The 23,643-nt window shown below is 71.0% G+C and carries 19 protein-coding genes and 3 pseudogenes; 15 read left to right on the forward strand and 7 right to left on the reverse strand.

Going from position 1 to position 23,643, the window contains the following annotated elements:
- Positions 1–204 precede the first annotated feature (204 nt).
- The 6 genes and pseudogenes from KBZ10_RS12720 to KBZ10_RS12745 all read right to left on the reverse strand — a co-directional run.
- Positions 205–1,242, reverse strand: a complete 1,038-nt coding sequence (locus KBZ10_RS12720) for a cation transporter (protein ID WP_307847372.1) — start codon at positions 1,240–1,242, stop codon at positions 205–207.
- A 175-nt stretch (positions 1,243–1,417) separates the two neighbouring features.
- Positions 1,418–2,962 carry an FAD-dependent oxidoreductase gene (locus KBZ10_RS12725; protein WP_307847373.1) on the reverse strand — a complete coding sequence of 515 codons (1,545 nt, stop codon included), beginning with the start codon at positions 2,960–2,962 and terminating at the stop codon, positions 1,418–1,420.
- A 251-nt stretch (positions 2,963–3,213) separates the two neighbouring features.
- Entirely contained in the window at positions 3,214–4,485 is a 1,272-nt protein-coding gene (locus tag KBZ10_RS12730) for a lycopene cyclase family protein (protein WP_210987697.1), read from the reverse strand.
- A 380-nt stretch (positions 4,486–4,865) separates the two neighbouring features.
- Positions 4,866–5,039, reverse strand: coding sequence for a hypothetical protein (locus tag KBZ10_RS12735; RefSeq protein WP_210987808.1), 174 nt, complete (start codon positions 5,037–5,039; stop codon positions 4,866–4,868).
- Positions 5,036–6,223, reverse strand: a pseudogene (locus KBZ10_RS12740) (OFA family MFS transporter); the annotation flags it as partial. The pseudogene KBZ10_RS12740 and the gene KBZ10_RS12735, both read right to left, overlap by 4 nt.
- Positions 6,224–6,269: 46 nt before the next feature.
- Positions 6,270–6,686 (reverse strand): annotated as a pseudogene (locus tag KBZ10_RS12745) (RNA-guided endonuclease InsQ/TnpB family protein); the annotation flags it as partial.
- Positions 6,687–7,359: 673 nt separating this feature from the next.
- On the opposite strand from KBZ10_RS12745, the gene KBZ10_RS12750 reads away from it, so the two are divergent.
- From KBZ10_RS12750 to KBZ10_RS12815, 14 genes and pseudogenes are all read left to right on the forward strand, one after another.
- Positions 7,360–7,956: a nuclear transport factor 2 family protein gene (locus KBZ10_RS12750; protein WP_210987699.1), complete on the forward strand. Its 597-nt coding sequence runs from the start codon at positions 7,360–7,362 to the stop codon at positions 7,954–7,956.
- 213 nt (positions 7,957–8,169) lie between these two features.
- Positions 8,170–9,378 (forward strand): 3-deoxy-7-phosphoheptulonate synthase, encoded by a 1,209-nt coding sequence (locus KBZ10_RS12755; RefSeq protein ID WP_247702273.1) that lies wholly within the window; start codon positions 8,170–8,172, stop codon positions 9,376–9,378.
- Positions 9,366–9,989: an isochorismatase family protein gene (locus tag KBZ10_RS12760; protein ID WP_210987701.1), complete on the forward strand. Its 624-nt coding sequence runs from the start codon at positions 9,366–9,368 to the stop codon at positions 9,987–9,989. The genes KBZ10_RS12755 and KBZ10_RS12760 overlap by 13 nt, the downstream gene beginning before the upstream one ends.
- Positions 9,986–11,906, forward strand: a pseudogene (locus KBZ10_RS12765) (anthranilate synthase family protein). Before KBZ10_RS12760 ends, KBZ10_RS12765 begins: the two are co-directional and overlap by 4 nt.
- Positions 11,903–12,250, forward strand: a complete 348-nt coding sequence (locus KBZ10_RS12770; protein ID WP_210987702.1) for a hypothetical protein — start codon at positions 11,903–11,905, stop codon at positions 12,248–12,250. The pseudogene KBZ10_RS12765 and the gene KBZ10_RS12770 overlap by 4 nt, the downstream one beginning before the upstream one ends.
- On the forward strand, positions 12,247–12,867 hold the full coding sequence (phzG, locus tag KBZ10_RS12775) for a phenazine biosynthesis FMN-dependent oxidase PhzG (protein WP_307847374.1): 621 nt from the start codon (positions 12,247–12,249) through the stop codon (positions 12,865–12,867). The genes KBZ10_RS12770 and phzG overlap by 4 nt, the downstream gene beginning before the upstream one ends.
- Positions 12,868–12,910: 43 nt before the next feature.
- Positions 12,911–14,767 carry an asparagine synthase (glutamine-hydrolyzing) gene (gene asnB, locus KBZ10_RS12780; RefSeq protein WP_210987703.1) on the forward strand — a complete coding sequence of 619 codons (1,857 nt, stop codon included), beginning with the start codon at positions 12,911–12,913 and terminating at the stop codon, positions 14,765–14,767.
- 93 nt (positions 14,768–14,860) lie between these two features.
- Positions 14,861–15,352 carry a PhzA/PhzB family protein gene (locus KBZ10_RS12785; protein WP_210987704.1) on the forward strand — a complete coding sequence of 164 codons (492 nt, stop codon included), beginning with the start codon at positions 14,861–14,863 and terminating at the stop codon, positions 15,350–15,352.
- A 103-nt stretch (positions 15,353–15,455) separates the two neighbouring features.
- Positions 15,456–15,866, forward strand: coding sequence for a VOC family protein (locus KBZ10_RS12790; RefSeq protein WP_210987705.1), 411 nt, complete (start codon positions 15,456–15,458; stop codon positions 15,864–15,866).
- A gap of 394 nt (positions 15,867–16,260) precedes the next feature.
- Positions 16,261–17,271, forward strand: coding sequence for a methyltransferase (locus KBZ10_RS12795; RefSeq protein WP_210987706.1), 1,011 nt, complete (start codon positions 16,261–16,263; stop codon positions 17,269–17,271).
- A 57-nt stretch (positions 17,272–17,328) separates the two neighbouring features.
- Positions 17,329–17,814, forward strand: a complete 486-nt coding sequence (locus KBZ10_RS12800) for a DUF488 domain-containing protein (protein WP_210987707.1) — start codon at positions 17,329–17,331, stop codon at positions 17,812–17,814.
- Positions 17,815–17,822: 8 nt separating this feature from the next.
- A complete protein-coding gene (locus tag KBZ10_RS12805) occupies positions 17,823–19,487 on the forward strand; it encodes an asparaginase domain-containing protein (protein ID WP_247702274.1) in 1,665 nt (554 codons plus the stop codon).
- Between the two features lie 21 nt (positions 19,488–19,508).
- Complete coding sequence (locus KBZ10_RS12810; RefSeq protein ID WP_210987708.1) at positions 19,509–20,360, forward strand: PhzF family phenazine biosynthesis protein; 852 nt, start codon at positions 19,509–19,511, stop codon at positions 20,358–20,360.
- 124 nt (positions 20,361–20,484) lie between these two features.
- Positions 20,485–21,864, forward strand: a complete 1,380-nt coding sequence (locus tag KBZ10_RS12815; protein WP_210987709.1) for a replication-associated recombination protein A — start codon at positions 20,485–20,487, stop codon at positions 21,862–21,864.
- A 247-nt stretch (positions 21,865–22,111) separates the two neighbouring features.
- Here the strand turns inward: KBZ10_RS12815 and KBZ10_RS12820 are convergent, their stop codons facing one another.
- The gene (locus tag KBZ10_RS12820) at positions 22,112–22,507 is read right to left on the reverse strand and encodes a RidA family protein (RefSeq protein WP_210987710.1); all 396 of its coding nucleotides are present in this window, start codon (positions 22,505–22,507) and stop codon (positions 22,112–22,114) included.
- A 139-nt stretch (positions 22,508–22,646) separates the two neighbouring features.
- On the opposite strand from KBZ10_RS12820, the gene KBZ10_RS12825 reads away from it, so the two are divergent.
- Complete coding sequence (locus KBZ10_RS12825; RefSeq protein ID WP_210987711.1) at positions 22,647–23,621, forward strand: YafY family protein; 975 nt, start codon at positions 22,647–22,649, stop codon at positions 23,619–23,621.
- Positions 23,622–23,643 lie beyond the last annotated feature (22 nt).

The raw sequence follows: 23,643 nt of genomic DNA on the forward strand, positions 1-23,643 counted from the left end.
CCGGCACCGGCCCGGCGGGACGGCGGGGCGGCAGGACGGCGGGACGGCGGAAAGGGAGACGGCGCGCCGCGGCAGGGTCGTACGACGGAACGGCCGCCCGCCGCCACCCGTCGCGGTCGCGAGGTCGCCGTCCGCCCGCGCGGCCCGTACGGCCCGCGCGGCGACATCCGCCACGGCGCCGTACCGTCGCGGCGCGCGGAGGACTCACACGGCCAGGGCCACCACGATGACCACGTACACCGTGATCAGCAGGATGCCGTCGAAGCCCAGCCGCAGCCACCCCCGCCGCTGGCGCACGAGCAGCCCGGCGAGCAGGACGGCGGTCATGACCAGGGAACCGCTGGTCATGAACAGCTGGTCCGATCCCGCCGCCCCGTACAGCGAGCCGTCCCGGTAGGCCGCGTCGCCGACGACGAGGTTCAGCACGTCGAGGCAGTTGCCGCCTATCACCGCGGCGATCGCCAGGGTCACCGCGCCGCGCCGGACGGCGGCGATGGCGGTCACCGTCTCCGGCAGGGCGTTGACGACGCCCATGAACACCCCGCCGACCAGCCCGGCGTTCAGGCCGGTGGCCGCCACCAGGCTCTCCGCGGCGCGCGCCACCGACCAGCCGCCCACCACCACGACGGCCGCGAGGCCCGCGAACTCGGCCCAGAGGCTCCCGGTACGGCGCTCGGGGAAGGAGGGGGACTCGTCGGGAACGTCCGCCACGGTGTCCCGGGTGCGCACCGCGCGCCACAGTGGCAGTTCACGGCTGTGGATCAGCCGCAGCGCCCCCAGGTAGACGGCCACCAGGACGGCGGACGCGGGATGGAGGCCCAGGATCGTCACCTGAGGGCCCAGGGAGGCCATGAGGGCGATCCCGAGCAGGGCCAGCAGCAGACAGCCGAACAGCAGGTTCTGCGAGGAGGACGCCGCGTGTTCGAGATTCACCCCGCGGTACGCCGCGTCGGCGACGACGACGGCGAGCGTCTGGGCGGCGATGCCGCCCACGGCGTTGCCGTAGGCCAGTTGGGGGTGTCCGTCCGCCGCGCTGACACCCGTCATGACGATGCCGGAGAGGGAGGTCGCCAGCCCGAAGAAGACGGCGCCGAACAGGGCCTCGCCCCAGCCCGTCCGGTCCGCCAGGGTGTCCCCCAGGGCGGTCAGCCGGATGCCGCACACCACCGTGACCGCGCCGGCGAGGACGAAGGCGACGATGCTCCAGCTCACGGACCACTGACCACTGATCTGTTCGAGCACCCGGCGGACTCCAGCTCTCTGCGGTTGGACACGGCTCGCTCCGGATACCCCTCCGGCGCGCCTCGACACGCCGTCGAACGAGTGGACGGAACCGGCGCATGGCGGGGCGGCCGGGCAGCACCCCCTCATCCGGCCACCGCGTCAGTCCGGTCGGCGCGTCAGTCCGGCCGCCGCGTCACGCCAGCCGGCCGGCCAGCGCCCGCAGCAGCGCCGTGCGTCCCTTCTCCGGCACCGTCCACAGCGTCTGCCCGCGCACGCCCCACCGCTCCAGCAGGGCGTTGGAGGCGAGGAATCCGGACGTCGCGGCGCGCTCCATCAGTGCCACGGGGAGCCCGGTGCGCACCAGGTCGCCGGCGACGACCAGGGCCGGGTCGGGCGTGTGGACGCCGGGCCGGTCCGGGTATCCGCCCACCGGGAACAGCGGGCAGTCCGCGCGCCATTCGTGCCGCACGTCGACGACCTTGGCGTCATCGGTCTCCGGGTAGACCCGGCGCAGTTCCGCGAGGAGCCGTTCCTGCTCGGCCTTCCGGTCGGCGGCCGGGTCGACGGCGTAGGCGTGCAGTTCGACCACCGAGCCGCCGGTGCGGGCGGCCCAGCGCGCGGCCTCGCCCTCCCAGCGGTCCAGCACGCTGACGTTGTCCAGCGGCCCGTAACCGCTCGTCCCGAGGAAGCCGGGGCGGTCGGCGGCCACGGGACGGTCCAGCCAGAGCCGGGAGACCAGGAAGGGCGGCGCGGTGCGCAGCCGCGCGATCCGCTCGCGCCAGCGTTCGTCCGCCAGCCGGGGAGAGCGGGCGACGAGTTCGCGCAGCCCGCCGGTGTCGAGGGCGAGCACCACGGCGTCGCAGTGCAGTGGCCCGTCCGCCGCGGTGACGGTGAAGCCGCCGTCCGGGCCGGGGGCCACCGGCTCGACGGACTCCACCGCGCACCCCGTGCGCAGCTCGGCGCCGTGCCCGGCGAGATAGGCGCCCAGCGGCTCCCACAGCGCCTGCGGGAACGGCTCACCGGGGACGTCGAAGAGCAGGCCCTCGCTGGAGCCGAGGAAGTAGATGTGGAACATCAGCACCATCTCGGCGGCCGACAGCCGCCGGGGGTCGGCGAAGAAGCTCCGGGAGAACACCTCGAAGGCCAGATGGTGCGCGGCTTCGGGGAAGCGGATACGGGACAGCAGTTCGGCGGCGCTGATGCCGTCCAGCCGCTCGTAGACGTCCGGCACGCGCACGTCGAGCAGGGGCAGCGCCGCGCGGGGGTTCATCCGGGCGAGGTCGCGCCGCCCGAAGGTGGGGCTGAGGGCGGCGAAGCCGAGAGCGCTCCACGGCGGGGTGCGCGGGACGCGGGCGAAGCTGTCGCGCAGACCGCCGCTGTGCTGGAGGGGGTAGTCCGGCAGGCCGGTGAGCGTGCCGAGGCCCGGGTCGGCCCGCCGCAGCAGCCCCCGGAGGTTGTAGTACTGGCGGAAGAAGGCGTGGAAGCCGCGGCTCATGGTGGCGGACGAGCCGTCGGCGAGCTCGACGGGCCAGCCGGCGAGGCGCCCGCCGAGGCCGGGCTCGCGCTCGTACAGAGTGACGCGGACGCCGCGCTCGGCGAGCCCGGTGGCGGCCGCGAGCCCGGCGATGCCGCCGCCGATCACGGCCACCCGGGGCGGTTCGCCGGTGACCCGGGGCCGCCCGGAGGGCGCGGGCAGAATCCGGGCCTTCCGGTCCCGGCCCCGGCGCGGGACGCTCACCGGACGCCCCGCGGAAGCGGACGGTGACGGGGACGAGGGCGAGTGCGAGGACCGGGCCGGAGTCGGGGCGGAGCCGGGCGGAACCATGAGCGGATCTCTTCCTGTTCGAACAGCGGGGGGAGCCGGGCACGGCCGGCCGGGACAGCCATGGCGCGTACGCGCGGTGGGACGGGACCGGCAGGACAGGCACGGGTGGGCGGGAAGCACGGGACAGGCACGTCAGGAACGGAACGGACACGGGGTGCCCCGCGTCACGGCCGTCCGTCATCGGCACCGGCATCCGTGCCACCGCCGCGGTCGGCACCGGCACCGGCACCGGGCTGGACGGACACGGGAACGGGACGCCTGCGCAGCCAGGGCAGCTCCGCCACCGTGCGCAGCATGGGCAGCACGGGGGTGCGCAGCCCGATGGCGAAGTCCTCCCGCATCCGGGTGCGCCCGTCGAGGAAGCGCAACAGCCGCTCCATGGGCACGTGTGCGAAGAGACCGGTGAAGAACCGGTCGCCGTCCACCCGCCCGCTGTCGAGCGCGCGCAGCATCACCGCGTCCATGGCGCGCGAGCGCGCCGGGTGCGGCGGGGGCGGCGCGGGGGTGCGCCCCTGGTGGTACGCCTCGGCGACGGCCCGCGTCTGCCGCTGCACGGCGGCGAAGGTGTATCCGGTGGAGGGCCGGGTGGCGCCACCGGCGGCCCCGATGCGGAACACGGAGTGGCCCATCCGCCGCGGATACCGGCCGTCGCTCATCGGGATCACCCCCTGCTCGGCGGCGGTCACGTCGTACGGCCCCGCCTTGAGCACCTCCGCCAGGTAGTGCCGGAGCGCGCGGTCGTACTGCTCGCGTGCCAGGACGGCGGCCGAGAACTCGGTGTACTCGACGAGCGCCTCGCACGGGCCGGTCGGCAGTACGTACCCGAAGGACAGTCCGTGCGCGGGCTGCGGTGTCCGGAAGTCCATGAGGTCCGCGGTCGCCGGGTCGAACACGGGCCGTTCGGTGCGGACGAACCAGCCCCGGAAGTGCTGGAGCAGCACGGTCCGCGCGGGCGGCAGCCGCTGCGGCGGACGGGAGTCGAACACCCAGCGCGCCCGCAGCCGCACCGGATCGCCGCCCGCGGTCACACCGCGCACCTCGGCCCCTTGCGGCAGCTCCGCCACATCACCGATGTCGGCGGTCAGGCGCCGGAAGAAGGGGGAGGGCCCGAGGCGCCGCTCCACCGCGGCCTCGAAGTCCCGGGAGCGCAGCATCTTGTACCGCAGCGGGGAGGGCTCTCCCACCACCTCGGCTCCTCCGGTGCCGCGTACGCGCAGCCGGTCCCAGGAGGCGGCCAGCACGTCGTCGAACTCTCCCCCGGGCTCCTCCCAGAAGCACCAGGTCCGTTCGGCCGGCCGCAGCGGCCCGGGCGGAGCATCGACCAGCGTCACCTCGGGCCCGAGCCGCCCTCCGGGCTTGGCCGTGTCGCACAGCCGGTAGGCGAGCGACAGCCCGGCGGCCCCCGCCCCCACGATGGCGACCTCCGTGTCGTACACGACGGCTCCCTCTCCTCACCCGCCGGCGGACGACGCACGGCGAACGGCGGACGGACACAGTGGGCCGGGCCGCGCGGGGACCGGTCCTGTGGTCGTCGCCTCGTGGTCCGGCGCCCGGCGCGGTGGCCGCGGACCCCCAGCATTCCGCAGGGGAGGGCCGTACGGATGCAGGCGCGAGGCGGAGAACGGTGAAAATCCGTCAGGCGTTCGACACCGGGCGCTCACACGGGCAGGAGCACACGGCGGCGCCGGAAGCGAGCCGCCGGGCCTCCGGCGCCGGGGGAGGGCGGCGAACGGAGACCCGGCGGGGGCCGGCGGGACGGCCGGGAAGGGCCGCCGGGGGGCGGCAGGTGAGTGCGGGGACCGCCGGTGAGGGGAGATCAGCCGGTGAACAACTGCCGCATTTTGAGCAGGAGTTCGTAGACGCCGTAGGCGAAGGGCGTTCCGACCCAGAGCCAGGCGAGGACCATCAGCGGGCGCCGCCCACCGGCTTCGGGGCGCGCACCGGGCCGGGTGTCCGGGCGGGCGGGGGCGGTGGGGTCCTGGTCCGTCACTGTGCCGCCTCCTCGGGCCGGGCGGTCGGTGGCTGTGCGTCCGCCCCGGCGGGCGTGGGTTCGTGGTGGCGTTCGTGGACCGGCCGGACCAGCTCGTTGGCGAGGAAGCCGACGGCCAGCAGGCCGATCATGAGGTGGAAGGAGAAGGTGTAGAGGCCGGGACCGGTGCGCCCGGCGGACTCCCCGGCGTCCGCGACGGCGTTGACGATCAGCGGGCCGAGGATGCCGGCCGTGGACCAGGCGGTGAGCAGCCGGCCGTGGATGGCGCCCACCTGGAACGTCCCGAACAGGTCTTTCAGATAGGCGGGGACGGTGGCGAAACCGCCGCCGTAGAAGGACACGATCACCGCCGTGCAGACGATGAACAGCGCCTTGGAGTCGTCGCCGAGCAGGGCGATGGCCAGGTACATCAGCATGCCCGCGCCCAGATAGAGGCGGTAGATGTTCTTCCGCCCGACCAGGTCGGAGGTGGAGGACCAGGTGAAGCGGCCCAGCATGTTCGCCAGGGACAGCAGGCCGACGAAGCCCGCGGCGGCCGTCACACCGACCGGAGCCGGGGTGCGGGAGAAGAAGTCGGTGATCATCGGAGCCGCCTTCGCCAGGATCCCGATGCCCGCCGTCACATTCGTGCACAGGACGACCCACAGCAGCCAGAACTGGGGTGTCCGCAGGGCGGTGTTCGCCGAGACGTGGCCGGTGGTGACGAGGGGCTTGGCGACGGCGGCGGACGGCGCCCACCCGGGCGGCCGCCAGTCGTCGGCGGGCACCCGGACCAGCAGCACGCCCAGCGTCATGAAGACCGCGTAGACCAGGCCCATGACGAGGAATGTCCGTGCGATGCCGGAGGAGCCGGGGCCGAACGCGGAGAGCAGGTGCGCCGACCAGGGTGAGGCGATGAGCGCCCCGCCGCCGAACCCCATGATGGCGATGCCCGTCGCCATGCCGGGGCGGTCGGGGAACCACTTCAGCAGCGTCGACACCGGGGAGATGTAGCCGATGCCGAGCCCGACCCCGCCGACCAGCCCGTACCCGACCACGACCAGCCAGTACTGCCGGGTCCCGGCGCCCAGCGCCGATATCAGGAAGCCGGAGGAGAAGCAGAGGGCGGAGACGGCCATCGCCCAGCGTGGCCCGTGCCGTTCGACCAGGGTGCCGCCGAACGCGGCGGAGAGGCCGAGCATCACCGTGACTCCACCCACGCGTAAACGCGCGGGCTTCCTGCGTCGGTGGCTAAGCCGCCGCGCAGAGGACCAGCCCGGCCCTGTTGAGGACGTTCGTCGCGCCGGCGTGGTCCGCGTTCGCCGCGAACCCGCACGCCGTGCACTGGAACTTCGCTTGGGTGACGCGGTTCTCCTTCGCGACATGCCCGCATTCGGGGCATGTGCGGGAGGTGTTGCGCGCGTCCACCGGGACCACGAGGCGACCGGCACTCTCAGCCTTGTCCGCCAGGATTCCGAGGAACTGCGCCCAACCCGCGTCGAGGATGCTGCGGTTGAGCCCGGCCTTCGCGGCAGCGCCGTTCGGGAGGAACGCGCCGTCGTTGTCGGGGTCGGGCTTGGGCTTGGGGGTGCGGGTCATGCCCGATGTGTTCAGCCGCTCGTGCGCGATCACGTCGTGGTCGGTGATGAGCGCGCGGGCGGTCTTGTAGACCACCGGCCCGCCAGGCAACCGCCCTGCCGTCGCCGGAGAGTCCGGGCGCCCGTACTCGTCGACGACGGCCGCGGCGTTCCGCGGTGTACCCCAGGGCGCACTCGGTCCGGGGCCCCGGCCGGTAACCGGGTGTGCCGCGGTTCCAGGCGGCCTGCGCGTTGGCGAACGCGTGGGGGCGGGGGATCGACGCTTCGGCACCGGAAGTCTGTCTGGATGCGGTTGATGTGTCTGATGTGTCTCATGCCACCAGAGGGGCCACGCAAGGGACACATCGCCCCAAATTTCACAGAACGGACGTTCATGATCGACGGAATGGGAGACTCCCAATTTCCGGCCGTCCCCGGCCACCTCACCGGGGTCCCCGCCGAATGGCGTTCCGCAAACTGCGGTATCCGCACGTCGTCTTGATGTGGCCAGAATTCCGCTTCAGCGTCCAGATCGGATAAAATAACAGATCGACGTCCTCCGCTTTTCTGAAAGGGTTGACAGGAACCATTTCCAGAATGTTGCATGACTGTCGTCAACGGGGAGAGATGGCAAACAGGAGCCGGTGAGACCACACCGGCCGGCATGCGGAACTCAATGTTCCGCCGGGGGGCGGGCCCAAGGGGCCAATTCCGCAGACGCATTGCATTTTCCTGGTCGCCATCTCCGGTCTGGGGGAGATGTCATGAAGAGAATCAAGCGCACGCTGCCGATCGCTACCGCATCTGTTGTGCTGACAGCGGGAAGCATCGCCATCCCGACCTTCGTCCTGGTCGAGCCGACGAGTGCATCGCCGGCCGCGGGCCGGTCAGCCGCTCCCGCGACCCCGGCGGATGCCAACGGCAAGCGGGCCGCCGCCAAGAGCCCCGCCGAGCTGCTGAAGATGCTGGGCGAGAGGATCGTGGCCAAGGACATCGATGGAATCATCGCTCTGCACGACCCCGAAGCAGCGATTGTCAATTACGACGGCTCGATCATCAGGGGTCACAAGGAAATCCGGGCGTTCTACATCGATTGGTTCACGTCGGATCCGGTACTCACAGTCAACCCTCTCCAGACGGTGACGGCGGGAGGGAAGCGCACCGGTAACGGCAAGGTGCGTAACCGCACGGCGGCCATCATGGGCAAATACACTCTGGAGCAGACCGGGTCGGACGGCACCCGCGAGATCTTCACCGGGAATTTTTGCGACACCGTGCAAGAGCAGCCGAATGGTACGTGGCTGTACGTCCAGGACAACCCGTACCCGCCCCACGGCGACACCAGCTCGGCCCACCACTGACCGGGCCACCTCGGCGATCTCGTCCTCCTTGTGTTCGGCCGGCTGATCGGCGAACCAACGGGACAGGAGTGAGTTCAATCCGTCGTACCCGAATTCAAGTATTCCGGGGCGGCCCCTGCGACCTTACTGGACCCCGTCATCGGCCATTGGTGGCGGGCCATCGGTCAATACGCGGACAGCGAGATGCCGATATGTCTGAGGTTTGGAGAAATCTTGAACGTCACCTCGCTGGGCGTTTCACGGGCCCCGGTTGCGCGGCAGCAGCCTCAGTGGGGGGACCCGGCCCGGGTCAAGCGGGTCAGGGATGTGCTGGCGACCCTTCCCCCGCTCGTGGAAGCCGAATCGCTGAGCAGGCTCCGGGGGTTGCTCGCCGGGGTTGCCGCCGGGCAGGCGCAGGTGGTGCAGGCGGGGGACTGCGCGGAGAATCCCGCGGAATGCACCGCAGGTGACGTGGAGCGGAAGAGGCGACTCCTCAAGGTGCTCGCCGGCGTCATGAACGCGATCACTCATCAGCCGGTGGTGCGGGTGGGCCGGATCGGAGGCCAGTACGCCAAGCCCCGGTCGGCGCAGACCGAGTGGGTCGGCGGCGTCGAGATCCCGGTGTACCGAGGACACATGGTGAACGGTCCCGAGCCGGGCCCGGAGGCACGACGGCCCGATCCCCGGCGTCTGCTGGCGGGTTACCGGGCGGCGAGCCGGCTCATGTCCCACCTCTGCCCGACGCCGCAGGCGCGCATCGACCCGGCCGTGTGGACCAGTCACGAGGCCCTGCTGCTCGACTACGAGATCCCGATGCTGCGTCGGGACCGGGAGGGCCGCGCCGCGCTCACGTCCACGCATTGGCCATGGATCGGCGAGCGAACCCGCCAGCTCGAGGGGGCCCACGTCGCGCTGCTGGCCGATGTGGTGAACCCGGTCGCGTGCAAGGTCGGGCCGCGTACGACGGTCGCCGAACTGCTCGGGCTGTGCGCGCGGCTCGACCCCGGACAGGAGCCGGGCCGACTCACCTTGACCGCCCGGATGGGTGCTGACGCGACCATGGACCTGCTGCCGCCACTGGTACGGGCCGTGCGCGCCGCCGGACACCCGGTGATCTGGCTCGTCGACCCCATGCACGCCAACACCGTGACCACGGCGGAGGGACGCAAGACCCGAGTCGTGGAGACGATGGTCCGGGAGGTCAAGGCATTCCAGGTCGCCGTTCGCTCAGCCGGCGGAACACCGGGCGGCATACATCTGGAGACCACCCCCGATGCGGTGACCGAATGCGCCGACACCCCGTACGGCACCGACCGGATCGGTGAGAACTACACGACGTTGTGCGACCCGCGCCTCAACCCCCGCCAGGCGGTATCGGTGGTCTCGGCCTGGCGGACGCGGATGATGACGAACCGATCCGAGGGAGAACCGTGCCGGGCCTAGCACCGATCTCAGCCTACCCACTGCCGGAAGCGGCTGGACTGCCCGTCAGCACTGCGCAGTGGAGCCTCGACCCGCATCGTGCGGTGCTGCTCGTGCACGACATGCAGCGCTATTTCCTCGCGCCCTTTCCCTCGTCGGTGCGTGATCCGCTGGTGCGCCACTGCGTGCGGTTGCGGGAGCACTGTGCCGCGCTCGGGGTCCCGGTGTTCTATACCGCGCAACCCGGTGGCATGACGGACGAGGAACGCGGCCTGCTGAAGGACTTCTGGGGTCCGGGCATGAGCGTGGATCCCGTCGATCGTCAGATCGTCGCGGAGCTCGCGCCCCGGCCCGGGGACCAGGTGCTCACCAAGTGGCGCTACAGCGCGTTCTTCCGCACGGACCTGCTGGCGCGGATGCGCGGCCAGGACCGCGACCAGCTGATCGTCTGCGGGGTGTACGCGCACGTCGGGGTACTCGCGACGGCCCTCGACGCGTTCACCAACGATATCCAGCCGTTCCTGGTCGCCGACGCCCTGGGCGACTTCTCCGCCGAGTACCACCGGCTGGCCCTCGACTATGCGGCCAGTCGCTGCTCGGTGGTCACCACCACCGAGGAGACCCTCCGATGAACTCGCCGCAGTTACTCGAGCAGGTACTCGGGGCCGATCCGGGCGCGTTCGCCCTGCTGCACCGCCCCGAGACCCTGGGCCCGGACCGAGTGGAGGTCCTGCTGGGCCACGTCGGCACCCCGGCCCGGCTCGCCGACATCCCGCTGACCGACCAGGGCGGACACCCCGGCGAGGCCCGTCACGAGGCGCTGGTCCTGCTCCCCCACCAGCAGATCACCGAGCGCGGTTTCACCGCCACTGAGGACGGCTCACCGCTGCTCGCGCTAGAGGTGACCGACCACGGGCAGATCAGCACGTCCGATGCGCTGAAGGCCCTGCCGGACGAGCCGATCACCCTGTCCGGCGGTCGCTTCGACACCGACGACGAGGCGTACGCGGACACGGTCCGCGCCGTGCTCGACAACGAGATAGGCACCGGGGAGGGCTCGAACTTCGTCATCAAGCGCTCGTTCGTCACCAGCATCACCGGGTACTCGACGAGCAGGGCACTGAGCCTGTTCCGCCGGCTGCTCACCCGGGAGAGCGGCGCGTACTGGACCTTCATCGTGCACACCGGCACGCGGACCTTCGTCGGTGCCACACCGGAGCGCCACGTCAGCCTGCGCGACGGCGTCGCGGCGATGACCCCGATCAGCGGCACCTACCGCTACCCGGCCACGGGGCCGGTCCTGTCGGAGGTCATGGAGTTCCTCACCGACGGCAAGGAGACCGACGAGCTGTACATGGTCCTCGACGAGGAACTCAAGATGATGGCCCGGGTCTGCCGGGGCGGCGGTCGCGTGACGGGCCCGTTCCTGCGGGAGATGGCCTGGCTCGCGCACACCGAGTACATCATCGAAGGGCGCAGCGACCTCGATCCCCGGGACATCCTGCGGGAGACGATGTTCGCCCCTACCGTGACCGGCAGCCCGCTCGAGAACGCCTGCCGGGTGATCGCCCGCTACGAGCCCCGCGGCCGCGGGTACTACGGGGGCGGGGGCGGCCCCCACCGGCGCGGCCCTCACGGGCCGCTCCGCCGACGGCGCGCCCACCCTGGACTCGGCCATCCTCATCCGTACCGCCGACATCCGGATCCCGGACGCCGACGGCACCGGTCACGTGGAGGTCGGCGTGGGCGCGACCCTGGTCCGGCACTCCGACCCCGACGCCGAAGTCGCCGAGACCCGCACCAAGGCCGCGGGCGTGCTTGCGGCGCTGGGTGCCGACGAGCGGCTCGACGCGCACCCGCTGATCCAGGAGGCGCTGGGGAGACGCAACAACACGATCGCGAACTTCTGGCTCAGCGAGGCGGAGAAGCGCGCGCAGCCCCATCCGGTGCTCGAGGGCCGCCGGGCGCTGGTCGTCGACGCCGAGGACACCTTCAGCGCGATGCTGGCCCACCAGCTGAGCGCCATCGGCCTGACCGTGGAACTCAGCAGCTTCGACACGGCCCACCGTTTCGACGACCACGACCTCATCGTCATGGGCCCCGGACCCGGCGATCCGCGGGAGGCCGGCCATCCCAGGATGGCCCGGCTGACCTCGGCCATCGAGGAGTTGCTGTCCCGGCGGATCCCCTTCCTGGCCGTCTGCCTGAGCCATCAGTTGCTCTGCCGGCACCTCGGGCTCGAACTGCGGCGCCGGGACGTCCCGAACCAGGGCACCCAGCGCGAGATCGATCTGTTCGGCTCGCGCGAACGCGTGGGGTTCTACAACTCCTACTCGGCGCGTGCACGAGCCGGCCGGCTTCAGTGCCCCGGCGTCGGCGAGGTGCAGGTCAGCCTCGACGCCGGCACGGGCGAGGTACACGCCCTGCGCGGACCGCACTTCGGCTCGGTGCAGTTCCACCTCGAATCCGTGCTCACCCGGGACAGTGAGCGCGTCCTGGCCGAGCTGCTCGTACCGCTGATGGAGACCGCGGAGGTACTGAACGCATGAAAGCCACCATCTCCTGGTGGGACCTCACCGGGTCCGGCCAGACCATCGACTCCTTACGCGTCTACCTGCGCGCCGAGGGCGTGGATCCATGGAGGGAGATCAACGGAATGCGGTTGAAGTTCTGGATCTCCGACCGGGAGACCAACCGCTGGGGCGCCGTGATGCTGTGGGACTCCGATGCCGACCTGACGGCGCCGATGCCGCCGAACCGGGCCACCGAACTCATCGGATACCCGCCGGCCGTCCGGATGATGACCGACGTCGAGGCCGTCGTCGAAGGTGTCCACTCCGGCCGGCCGGCCGAACGCGGCCTGGCCTTCGAGCCGATGGGGAACACGTCGTGAGCGCGTCGGCCCGGGCCCGGACCGCCGAGGAGTTCACCGTCCCGCCCGCCGAACCGATGGAGCTGCTCCAGGCCTGGTTCGACAGCGCCGTCACGGACGCCGTCCGCGAGCCCGGCGCAGTGGCGCTGGCCACCGTCGACGCCCGTGGCCGCACCTCCAATCGGATCGTCCAGGTTCTCGGGATCCGCACGACGGGGCTGGTGTTCGCCAGCCACTCCGACAGCCGCAAGGGCCGGGACCTGGCCGAGACGGGCTGGGCGTCCGGGGTGTTCTACTGGCGCGAGGCCGGCCGCCAGGTGAGCGTGAGTGGCCCGACCCGCCCGCTGCCCGACGAGGAGTCCGAGGCTCTGTGGGCGGCCCGGCCCGCCGGCACGCACCCGATGTCGGTGGCGGCCCACCAGAGCGCGCCGTTGCTGGACGAGGAGGCGCTGCGGAAGCAGGCCCGGGAACTGGGCCGCGGCGGCTCGGCGCTGCCCCGCCCGGACCGTTGGCTGGGCTATCTGCTGGAGCCGGCGTCGGTGGAGTTCTGGCAGGCCGACCCGGAGGACCGCTTGCACCTGAGGCTGCGTTACGAGCGCCACGGTTCCGGCTGGCGTACGGGCCGGCTCCAACCCTGAGCGCGCTCCGGACCGTGGACTCGAGAGGAAGAAGGGCAAGTCGATGTGTGGAATGACGGGCTGGGTCTCGTTCGATCGGGATCTGACTCAGCAGCGCGCGCAGCTGGACACGATGACGGAGACCATGGCCTGCCGGGGACCGGACGCCGGCGGCGCCTGGCTCGACCGGCATGCGGCGATCGGCCATCGACGGCTGGCGGTCATCGACCTCGAAGGTGGCACGCAGCCCATGGTGGTGCCCACCGACGACGGCCCGGTGACGATCACCTACACCGGTGAGGTCTACAACTACACCGAACTCAGAGCCGAGTTGCTTCGCCGGGGCCATCGGTTCCGGACCCGCAGCGACACCGAGGTCGTGCTCCACGGCTATCTGGAGTGGGCCGAGGCGGTCGCCGAACGGCTCAACGGCATGTTCGCGTTCGCGGTCTGGGATTCCAGGACCGAGAAGCTCGTGATGATCCGCGACCGGATGGGCGTCAAGCCGCTCTACTACTTCGGCACCGACGACGGGGTGTTATTCGGTTCCGAGCCGAAGGCGATCCTCGCCAACCCCCTGGCGGACCGGGCCGTCGACCTCGCCGGACTGCGGGAACTGGTCAGCTTCACGCAGACTCCGGGCAGCGCCGTGTGGTGCGGGATGAACGAGGTGGTCCCGGGCGGCCTGGTCACCGTCGACCGCTCCGGCCTGCGCGAGCACCGCTACTGGACGCTGCCCACCCGTCCGCACACCGACGACCGGAACACCACCGTCGCCACCGTGCGCGAGCTGCTCGAGGACATCGTCAGCCGCCAGCTGGTCTCCGACGTCCCGCGCTGCACGCTGCTCTCCGGCGGCCTGGACTCCAGCGTGATCACCGCGCTGGCCGCCGCCAAGCTGGGCCGGCCCGGGGAGCACGGCGAGGCCGGCGAGAAGGTGCGCAGCTTCGCGGTGGACTTCGTCGGACGGGAGGACGACTTCGTCGCCGACGAACTGCGTGCCACGACGGATGCCCCGTACGCGCTGGAGGTGGCCGCGCACGTCGGCTCGCAGCACGAGTCCATCGTGCTCGACCACGCCGCAATCGCCGACCCGGCGGTGCGCCGGGCCGTCATCACCGCCCGGGACAGTCCGCTCAGCCTCGGTGACATGGACAACTCGCTCTACCTGCTGTTCCAGGCCATCCGGGAGCGGTCCACGGTCGCCCTGTCCGGGGAATCCGCCGACGAGGTCTTCGGCGGGTACAGGTGGTTCCACCAGCCGGAGGTCCAGGCCGCGGAGACCTTCCCGTGGATGGCGGTCTTCGTCAGCGGCGCACGGGCCCAGGTGTCCGACCGGTTCAACGCCGACATCACCGCCGCCCTCGACCTGCCCACCTACATCCGGGACCGCTACTCCGACGCGGTCGCGGAGGTTGAGCGGGGAGAGGGCGAGAGCGACCACGAGATGCGGATGCGGGTGATGTGCCACCTGCACCTGACACGCTTCGTCCGGATGCTCCTGGAGCGCAAGGACCGGATCAGCATGGCCGTGGGGCTGGAGGTGCGGGTCCCCTTCTGTGACCACCGCCTCGTGGAGTACGTCTACAACACTCCGTGGTCGTTGAAGACCTTCGACGGCAGGGAGAAGAGCCTGCTCCGCGCCGCGACTGCCGACCTGCTGCCCGAGTCGGTGCTGCATCGGGCGAAGGCTCCCTACCCCGCCACTCTGGACCCGGAGTACACCAGTGCGCTGCTGCAGCAGTCCAAGGAACTGCTCACGACCGACGACCCGGTCTTCGATCTGGTCGACCGCAGCTGGCTGGAGGACATGACGCGGCGGGACTCGGCCACCATGCCGATCGACATCCGCAACGGCATGGAGCGGGTGCTCGACCTGAGCACCTGGCTGGACGTCTACCGGCCCGAGCTCCGGCTCTGACGCGGTGTCCGGTCGACTCCGGTCAGCGACCGGCGGCCCGCCGCGCACACCACGTCGATATCCCCGCACGGACCACGGATTGAGGAATACGAGATGGGAACGGAAGACGCCCGGCCCGAGGGGCCCGAAGCCGGCCTCGACCTGCGCGCCCGGCACCGTGCCGTCGTCGCGGACTACATGAGCCGCAAGGGCGAGAACCGGCTGACGCGCTATCTGCTCTTCACCGAGGACGGCAGCGCCGGCCTGTGGACCAGCGACACCGGGGAACCGATCAACTCCCGGGGACACGAGAAGCTCAAGGCGCACGGCGAGTGGTCGCTGCGCATGTTCCCCGACTGGGAGTGGAAGAACGTCGAGATCTTCGAGACACAGGACCCCAACAGATTCTGGGTCGAGTGTGACGGAGAGGGGCGCATTCTCTACCCGGACTACCCGCCCGGCTACTACAGGAACCACTTCATCCACGCGTTCCTGCTCGAAGACGGCAAGATCAAGCAGCAACGCGAGTTCATGAACCCGTTCCAGCAGCTGCGTGCGCTGGGCATCGAGGTCCCGAAGATCAATCGCGGTGGGATCCCCACCTAGGGACTCCGCACGCTTTCCACGGACCGGATGCGACGGGCCCGTCCGGTCCGCCGGCGCCCGCTGCCCCGGTTCACTCGTTCGCCCTGACAACAAGGAGCATCAGGTGGGATCTCAGCTCAACCCGTACATCGCCTTCGACGGGGACGCCCGGCAGGCGATGGAGTTCTACCACGAAGTCCTCGGCGGCAAGCTGGAGCTGGGCACGTTCGGCGACTTCGGCTCGTCGGAGTCGCCCGACGCCGCCAAGATCATGCACGCCACGCTCAGCACCGCGGACGGCTTCACGGTGATGGCGTGGGACGTCCCGGAGCGGGTTCCCTTCAACCCGGGCACCAACGTCGCGCTCTATCTCGGCGGCGACACCCCCGACCTCCGCGGCTACTTCGAGAAGCTGTCCGCCGGTGGCACCGTCTCGATGCCCCTCAAGAAGCAGATCTGGGGCGACGAGGCAGGCACGCTCGTGGACAAGTTCGGGATCACCTGGATGTTCAACATCACCCAGCAGCAGTCCTGATCGCCCACGGGCTACTGCGTTCGAAGGAACCGGAACCGATGACGGACGAGGTGGACGACAGGGTGGACCGGATCGGGCGGCAGCCCTTCCGCGCGACGTTCCGGCTGCGCGGAAGGGACGGCGCGGTGGCCGGGTTGCGCGACACCCCGGCCGTCCGCGGGCACGCCGGGGAGCCGGCCGGGGAGCTTCTGATGGATCTCCGCGAGCCGGCGGGTGAGGGCCGCGGAACTCCCGGAGTGAGGTGTGTCCGCCCGGCGATTCCACCTCGCCCGGGAGGCCTCCGGTCCCGAGCGCCCGGGCAAGTCGTGTCACAAGGCGTTATGACGTGCCGTGGAAGACCGCGGCGAAGCGGACCGACCGACGTTGGTTGGGAGGTCGGGATGGTGAGAGCTCAATGACCGCCGACGTGCAGGCCACTCGAGACGTGATCGACATCATCACCGGGGGATGGAGGGCGCAGGCGCTCTACACCGCGGTCAAACTCGGACTGGCCGACCACATCGAGGCCGACCGTGCCACCGACGCCGAACTGGCCAAGGCCACCGGGGCGAGTGAGCAGGGCATTCACCGTCTGATGCGCCTGCTGGTGGCCATGGGCATATTCCAGGGCAGCGACTCCACCGGCTACCGCGGTACCCGGGTGAGCGCTGCCCTCCTCGAAGGCCCCCAGTCCCTGAGCGACATGTGCCTGCTGTACGGCGAGGAGTTCTACTCCGCGTGGGGGCACGCCCACCACGCCATCAGCACGGAGAGCTCGGGATTCGAAGTCGCCTACGGCCGGTCGTTCTACGACTACCTCGGTCAGGACGCGGCCACCGCCCGCCGGTTCCAGCTCACCATGAACGCCGCGAGCATGTTCTTCCACCAGGTGCCCGAGATCTTCGACTTCTCCGGCAAGAAGGTCGTGGACGTCGGTGGCGGCGGCGGACACCTGCTCGCCACGATCCTCGGCGCCACGCCGGACGCCAAGGGCACGCTGTTCGACCGCGAGCACATGATGCCCAGGGCGCGTGAGCACCTGTCCGCCACCGTCGGCCCGGACCGGGCCGAGCTGGTCGGGGGCGACATGTTCCAGGGCGTCCCGGCGGGCGGGGACGTCTACATCCTCTGCCGGGTGCTGGCCGGCCACGACGACGAAGCCGTCGCCGGAGTCTTCGAGCACTGCCGCCGCGCCATGGCGGACTCCTCGGCGCGGCTGCTGATCCTCGACCGGTTCGTCGAGGATGTGAACCCCACCGTGCTGCCCGCCCTGTGGGACCTGCACCTCCTGGTGACGACGGGCGGCGAGCACCGCACCGTCGACCGGATCACGCGGCTGCTGAACCGCGCCGGCCTGGAGATCGCCGGGACCGCGGAGCTGCCCATGGAGACGACCGCCCTGATCGCCGCACCGCGCACCCCGTAACCGCACGGGGGTACGCATCCAACGCGCCCGGGCAACAGCGCGAACAGGAGATCTTCCGTGCTCAAGTTGGCAACGATCGGCGTCTACGGCTTCGACGGCGATTCCTTTCTGGAACGACTACGGCAGGCGGACGTGTGTCTGCTGCTCGACGTACGTCAGCGCCGCGGGGTCCGCGGACCGGACTACGCCTGGGCGAACTCACTCCGGCTGCAGGCGGCACTCGCCGAGGCCGGGATCGCCTACCGGCACCACCGCGAACTCGCCCCGACCACCGAACTGCGTCACCTGCAGTACGCCGAGGACGACCGCCAAGGGGTCGGCAAGCGCTCCCGCCGCGAGCTCGCCGCCGAGTACACCCGCCGCTACACCGCCGAGATCCTCGACCCGGTCGACCTCGATCCGATCGTGGCGGCGCTGCCGAGCGCCGGCATCGCGACGCTGTTCTGCGTCGAACGCGATCCCGAGGCATGCCACCGGTCGCTGGTGGCCCAGCGGCTGGCCGCACAGCACCACCTCACCATCGAACACCTGAGGCCGCTGTGATGGATGGCATGCTTCCGTCCGGCACGCCGCGACCGCGGATCGCGGTGTTCGCCGGACCGACGGCGACGATCCTGAACACACCGGACCTGGTCACCTCGAACAAGGCCCGCGCACGCCACGGTCTGCCGCTCCGCCCCTCCCGGTTCGACGTCCTGCGTCCCCAGCGGCTCGCGGCGCCCGTGACGTTGTACATCGAGGCATTCAGCGCACACCCGCTCGAACGGGACGCGGCGGACCTGTACGCCCCGCCGGACGGCTGGCTCGACGAGGACGGCACGTTCCACGCCGAGCAGCCGTCCGACGACGCCACCCCGGTGTACGTCGTCGAACTCGACCCCGCCGACGGCCTCTACCCCCTTCCCTACATGGGGAGACAGGCGGACGGATCCGCCTGGGAGGAGACCTCGACCGCACCGTACGCACCACCGGGAGCCGCCCGGCAGACGTTCTACCCCGACGCCCGCCGCTTCTACGAGGAGATCGAGCGGTTCGGCCTCGCCGACCACGGCACCCCCGTCGAGCTGGAGTCCCTCGCCGACTTCGCGTTCTTCCGCGCCGCTCCGTCCGGCGGATACACCGCGGGCCCTCAGTCCGAACGCCTCGGGCAGGACTTCTTCGTCTACTACCCGTACCACCTCCAGAGCGAGCCCGGACTGGCGAACCTCGCCCAGGCGACCAACCGGGTCCAGGCCGTCCTCGCCACGGGAGAGTTCGCCGGCGTCCAGTGGCTCGAGGGGAGCCCGACCGTCGACGAGACCCTGTACTGGCTCGGACTGCTGGTCGACACGAAGGTGCCCCTCGTCGGACACGCGGCGCAGCGCCGCCACCAGTCACTGAGCGCGGACGGCGACCGGAACGTGGTGGACGGCGTGAAGTTCATCGCGTCGGGCGTCGCCCTGGACGAACGGGGCGAGGACCGTGTCGGCGCCTGCGTGATCGTCGACGAACTCGTCTACTCGGCCCGGGACGTGACCAAGGTCGACGCCCGGCCGGGCGGATACGAGGTGACCGGCGGCCACGGAGGAGTGGTCGCCGACCTCGGCGGCTACGGCCCCCCGCAGCTCACCTACCTCCCCGCCCGCCGGCACACCCATCGCTCGGAGCTGCGCCTCACCGTGCTCCCCGAGCGGGTGTGCGGCATCGCCGGAAGCCTGGACACGGGCGTGTCCGTGATCGACGTCGCGACGAAGGACGCCGAGGGACTCGTCCCCTCCGCCATGCCGCACGTCTCCATCACCAAGTACAGCCGGTACGCCGCGACGGGAACCGGCACGGACAGCCCGCCCGTCGCCGAGGAGGAGGTCGAGATCCTCGCCCGGATCGACGCCAACCTCGCAGGCACGCCCCTGTCCGGTTTCGTGTGCGAAGGCATGTCGCCGTTCGGGATGGCCGACCCGACGCGGAACGCGGCGCTGAGCGTCGCCATCTTCGCCGGCATGCCGGTGGTCCGCACGGGTCGCGGCAACACCGGAGGCATGGCGTACCGCACCGAACCGACGTTCATCTCGGGCAACAACCTCACGGCCACCAAGGCGCGCATGCTCCTCATGGCCGCACTGCTCAGGTTCGGTGCCCTGCCTCCGGCCACGGACCCCTTCAACCCGACCCTCGACGAGCGTGCGGCCACCGAGAAGGCGGTCGCCCAGTACCAGGCCCTCTTCGATACCCACTGACCCGCGACATGAACGGAACCCATGGGTACATACGCGTACGTGGTGGCCGACGTCTTCACCGACGTCCCGCTGGAAGGTAACCCGACCGCGGTCTTCCTGGACGCTTCCGGTCTCTCCACCGAGCGCATGCAGCAGATCGCGCGGGAGATGCACCTGTCCGAGACCGTCTTCGCCCTGCCCGCGCGGGACGACGGCGACGTACGGGTCCGCATCTTCACTCCGGTGAACGAGCTGCCGTTCGCCGGTCATCCCACCCTGGGCACGGCCGTGGTGCTCGGCGAGTCGCACGAGGCGAAGGAGCTCCGGATGGAGACCGCCAAGGGCACCGTGGCGTTCGAACTGGAGCGTGACGACGACGGCCGGACCGTGGCGGCCGGCATGTGGCAGCCCCTCCCGGCGTGGGAGCCCTACGACCGCGCGGACGAACTGCTCACCGGTCTCGGCCTGGTGGCCACCGGTAGCACTCTGCCGGTCGAGATCTACGACAACGGGCCACGCCATGTGTTCGTCGGCCTGGACAGCGTGGCCGCGCTCTCCGCCGTGGAGCCGGACCAGAGGATTCTCGCGAGGCTGCCCGACATGGCCGCCAACTGCTTCGCGGGCTCCGGGACTCAGTGGCGGCTCCGCATGTTCTCGCCCGCCTACGGCGTGGTGGAGGACGCGGCCACCGGCTCGGCCGCCGGCGCACTCCCGGTACACCTGGCCCGGCACGGACTGATCCCGTTCGGGGAGTGGATCGAGATCCGCCAGGGGGTGGAGATGGGTCGCCCTTCGACGATGCGCGCTCGCGCGACGGGGACGCCGGAACGGATCGATTCGGTCCAGGTGGCGGGAGCCGCCGTGGTCGTCGCCCGGGGCACGCTGTACGCGTAGCCACCCGGAACACAGTGAGTGACCTGTCCACAGAGGAAGGGCCGCCGCGCGTGTCCAGCAGAACATCGTCCCTCGACCGCCCCCGACACCACGGCGTACTCCGTGCCGAAGGACGGGTGGAGTGATGGCCGCCGAGGACGACGGGCTGTTCGCGTTACCGACGCCGGACGGCACCCCGCCGGGGGAGCCCGTGCAGGCCTACGCGCCGCTGGCGGTACGGATGCGACCGCGCACGCTCGCCGAGGTCGCCGGCCAGGCGCACCTGCTGCGCGCCGGCGCGCCGCTGCGGCGGTTGGTGGAGGGCGGGGAGGCGGCGTCGGTGCTGCTCCACGGTCCGCCCGGCACCGGCAAGACGACCCTCGCACGGCTGCTCGCCGATGTCGCCCCGCGGCACTTCGTCGCCCTCTCGGCGCTGTCCAGCGGGGTCAAGGAACTCCGCGACGTGATGAACGACGCACGTCGCCGCCACGACCGCGAGACCCGGCAGACCGTGCTGTTCATCGACGAGGTGCACCGTTTCTCCAAGCCCCAGCAGGACGCGCTCCTCGGCGCCGTGGAGGACAGGCTCGTACTGCTCGTCGCGGCCACCACCGAGAACCCGTCGTTCTCGGTGGTGGCCCCGCTGCTCTCCCGGCTACTGGTGCTGCAACTCAAGCCCCTGAGCGGGGACGAGATCCGCGAGTTGCTGCGCCGTGCGGTGCAGGACGAGCGGGGCCTCGGCGGTGCGGTCACCCTGTCCCCCGAGGCGGAGGACGCCCTCCTGCGCCTCGCGGCCGGCGACGCCCGGAGCGCGCTGACCGCTCTGGAGGCGAGCGCCGACGGGGTGACCGGCACCGGCGGCACGGTGGTCGACGTGTCCGCGGTGGAGCGGGCCGTCGCCGAGACGACCGTCCGCTACGACCGGCAGGGCGACCAGCACCACGACGTCGTCAGCGCGTTCATCAAGTCGATCCGCGGCTCGGACCCCGACGCCGCGCTGCACTACCTGGCCCGCATGCTCGTGGCCGGGGAGGACCCGCGGTTCATCGCGCGGCGGCTGGTGGTGCACGCCAGTGAGGATGTCGGGCTGGCCGACCCCACGGCACTGCAGGCCGCCGTCGCGGCGGCGCAGACGGTGCAGCTCATCGGCATGCCCGAGGCCCGCCTCGCCTTGGCCCAGGCCACCGTGCACCTGTCCATGGCGCCGAAGTCCAACACGGTGATCGTCGGGATTGACGAGGCCATGGCCGACGTCCGGGCGGGCGCCGTCGGCGAGATCCCCGCCCACCTGCGGTACGGCCGCTATGCGGGCGCCAGGGAACTGGGCAACGCGATCGGCTACCGGTACCCCCACAGAAGGCCCGAGGGAGTCCTGGAGCAGCAGTACCCGCCGGACGACCTGGTGGGGACGGACTACTACCGCCCCACGCAGCACGGCGGGGAGCGCGTCCTGCACGAGCGCCTCAGCAAGCTCCGCCGTGCCGTCCGTGGCGAGGGCCGTACCGGCCGTGGCGAGGAGGCATAGCGTCGGGAGCGCGCACGGCCCGCGCCCGCGGCCTGCGCGCCGAGCGCCGGCATCGCCGGGTGAAGTCGGCTGCGCGGACATGCGTCGAGCAGCGGACGGGGGTCCGGGTGCCGCAGTCGTCGCGGACGGGTTCCGTGGCCGGAACCCGGCGTGGCATCACCGCTCCGAGGCTCGGAAATCACCATGTGCCCGCTGCCCGTGCCGGTTCACGGGCACGGGCACGGGCAGCGGAGGAGAGGGGGTCACATCACGCGACAGCGGTGCCCTCGAGCTCGACCATCTGGCCGGGGATCGCCAGACGCGTCACACCGAGCATGGTGGTGGCCGGCGCGACCGCGGCGGCGCCGAGCCGGCCCGCCAGCACACCGTAGTGCTGGAAGAGCAGGTCGACGTCGGTGGTGTAGACGTTGAGCCGGACGAGGTTCGAGAGGGACATGCCGGCCTCGGCGAGCACCGCCTCGATGTTGTCGATGCTCAGCGTCAGCTGCGCCGCCATGTCACCGTCGTGCTCGGGCTTGCCGTCCTTGCTCATCGCGGTCTGCCCCGAGATGTACAGGGTCCGCGAGTGCCCGGAGACGACCTCACCCTGGTTGAAGCCCATCTCGACCGACCACGTCACCGGGTTGACCGCGTTACGTTCCATTGCCGACTCGCTCCATCCATTCGGTTCACTGCATTACGTACGCTCAACGACTCGGCATCCGCCGGGTTTTGTCGTCGCACAAAGGAGCCTTCCAGCAATACATGACATCCTTGGTCATGTATTTGGTTAGTGTTTCCGCATGCGCGCTGACCGGCTGGTTTCCCTGGTGCTCCTGTTGCGTCAGCGCGGGCGGATGACCGCGGAGACACTGGCTCACGAGCTTGAGGTGTCCGCCCGTACAGTGCTGCGCGACATAGACGCGCTGTCCGCGGCCGGCGTCCCGGTGTACGCCGAGCGCGGCCGACACGGCGGTTTCGCGCTCCTGCCCGACTTCCAGACGACGCTCACCGGACTGAACCACGACGAGGCGCTCGCCCTGCTCGTGGCCGGATCGCGGCGCGGCGCACAGCTGTTCGGTCTCGGTTCCGCGCTTGCCTCGGCCATGCTCAAAGTGGTCGACGCGTTGCCCGAGGGCCTTCGAGACACGGCGGCCGATGCGGCGCGGCGATTACTCATCGACCCGGAGACCGACCTCCTCTCGCGCCGCGTGGCCCCCGAGGAGATGTCCGACGCCATCGTGGCCGAGGTCCGGCGCGCGGTGTTCGCCGGACGCAAGTTGCGCATCCACTACGCGGCAGCCGGCCAGGCCCCGAAGTGGCGCACCGTGGATCCGATCGGCCTGGTCACCGTACGCGAACAGGGTTATCTGCTGGCCATGAGAGCCGGCGAGGACCGCACCTACCGGCTGTCCCGGGTGCTGGCCGCCGAGGAACTCGACGAACCCGCACAGCGACCGGACACCGTTGACCTGGACCGAGCCTGGCAGGAACGTAACGCGCGGTTCCGGACCGGCGGTGACAAGGTCGCCGTGCTGGTACGGGTGGCCCCGGCGCGGCGGGAGCACTTGGTGGGCACCGTCCTGGCCGTCTGCGCTGAAGAAGCCGACGCGGACGGCTGGCTGCGGCTGAACGTGATCTTCCAGGATTCGCGACATGCCGAATGGGCCCTGTGGCAGCACGCCACCGACGCGGAAGTCCTGGCCCCGCAGTGGCTGCGCACCTCCCTGTGCAACCGCGCCGCCACGATCGCCGCCCGCTATCGATCACCATCCTGAGTGACCCGGTGTCGTTCCGGAT

This window comes from Streptomyces sp. F63 (genome assembly GCF_018070345.1).
Classification (GTDB): domain Bacteria; phylum Actinomycetota; class Actinomycetes; order Streptomycetales; family Streptomycetaceae; genus Streptomyces.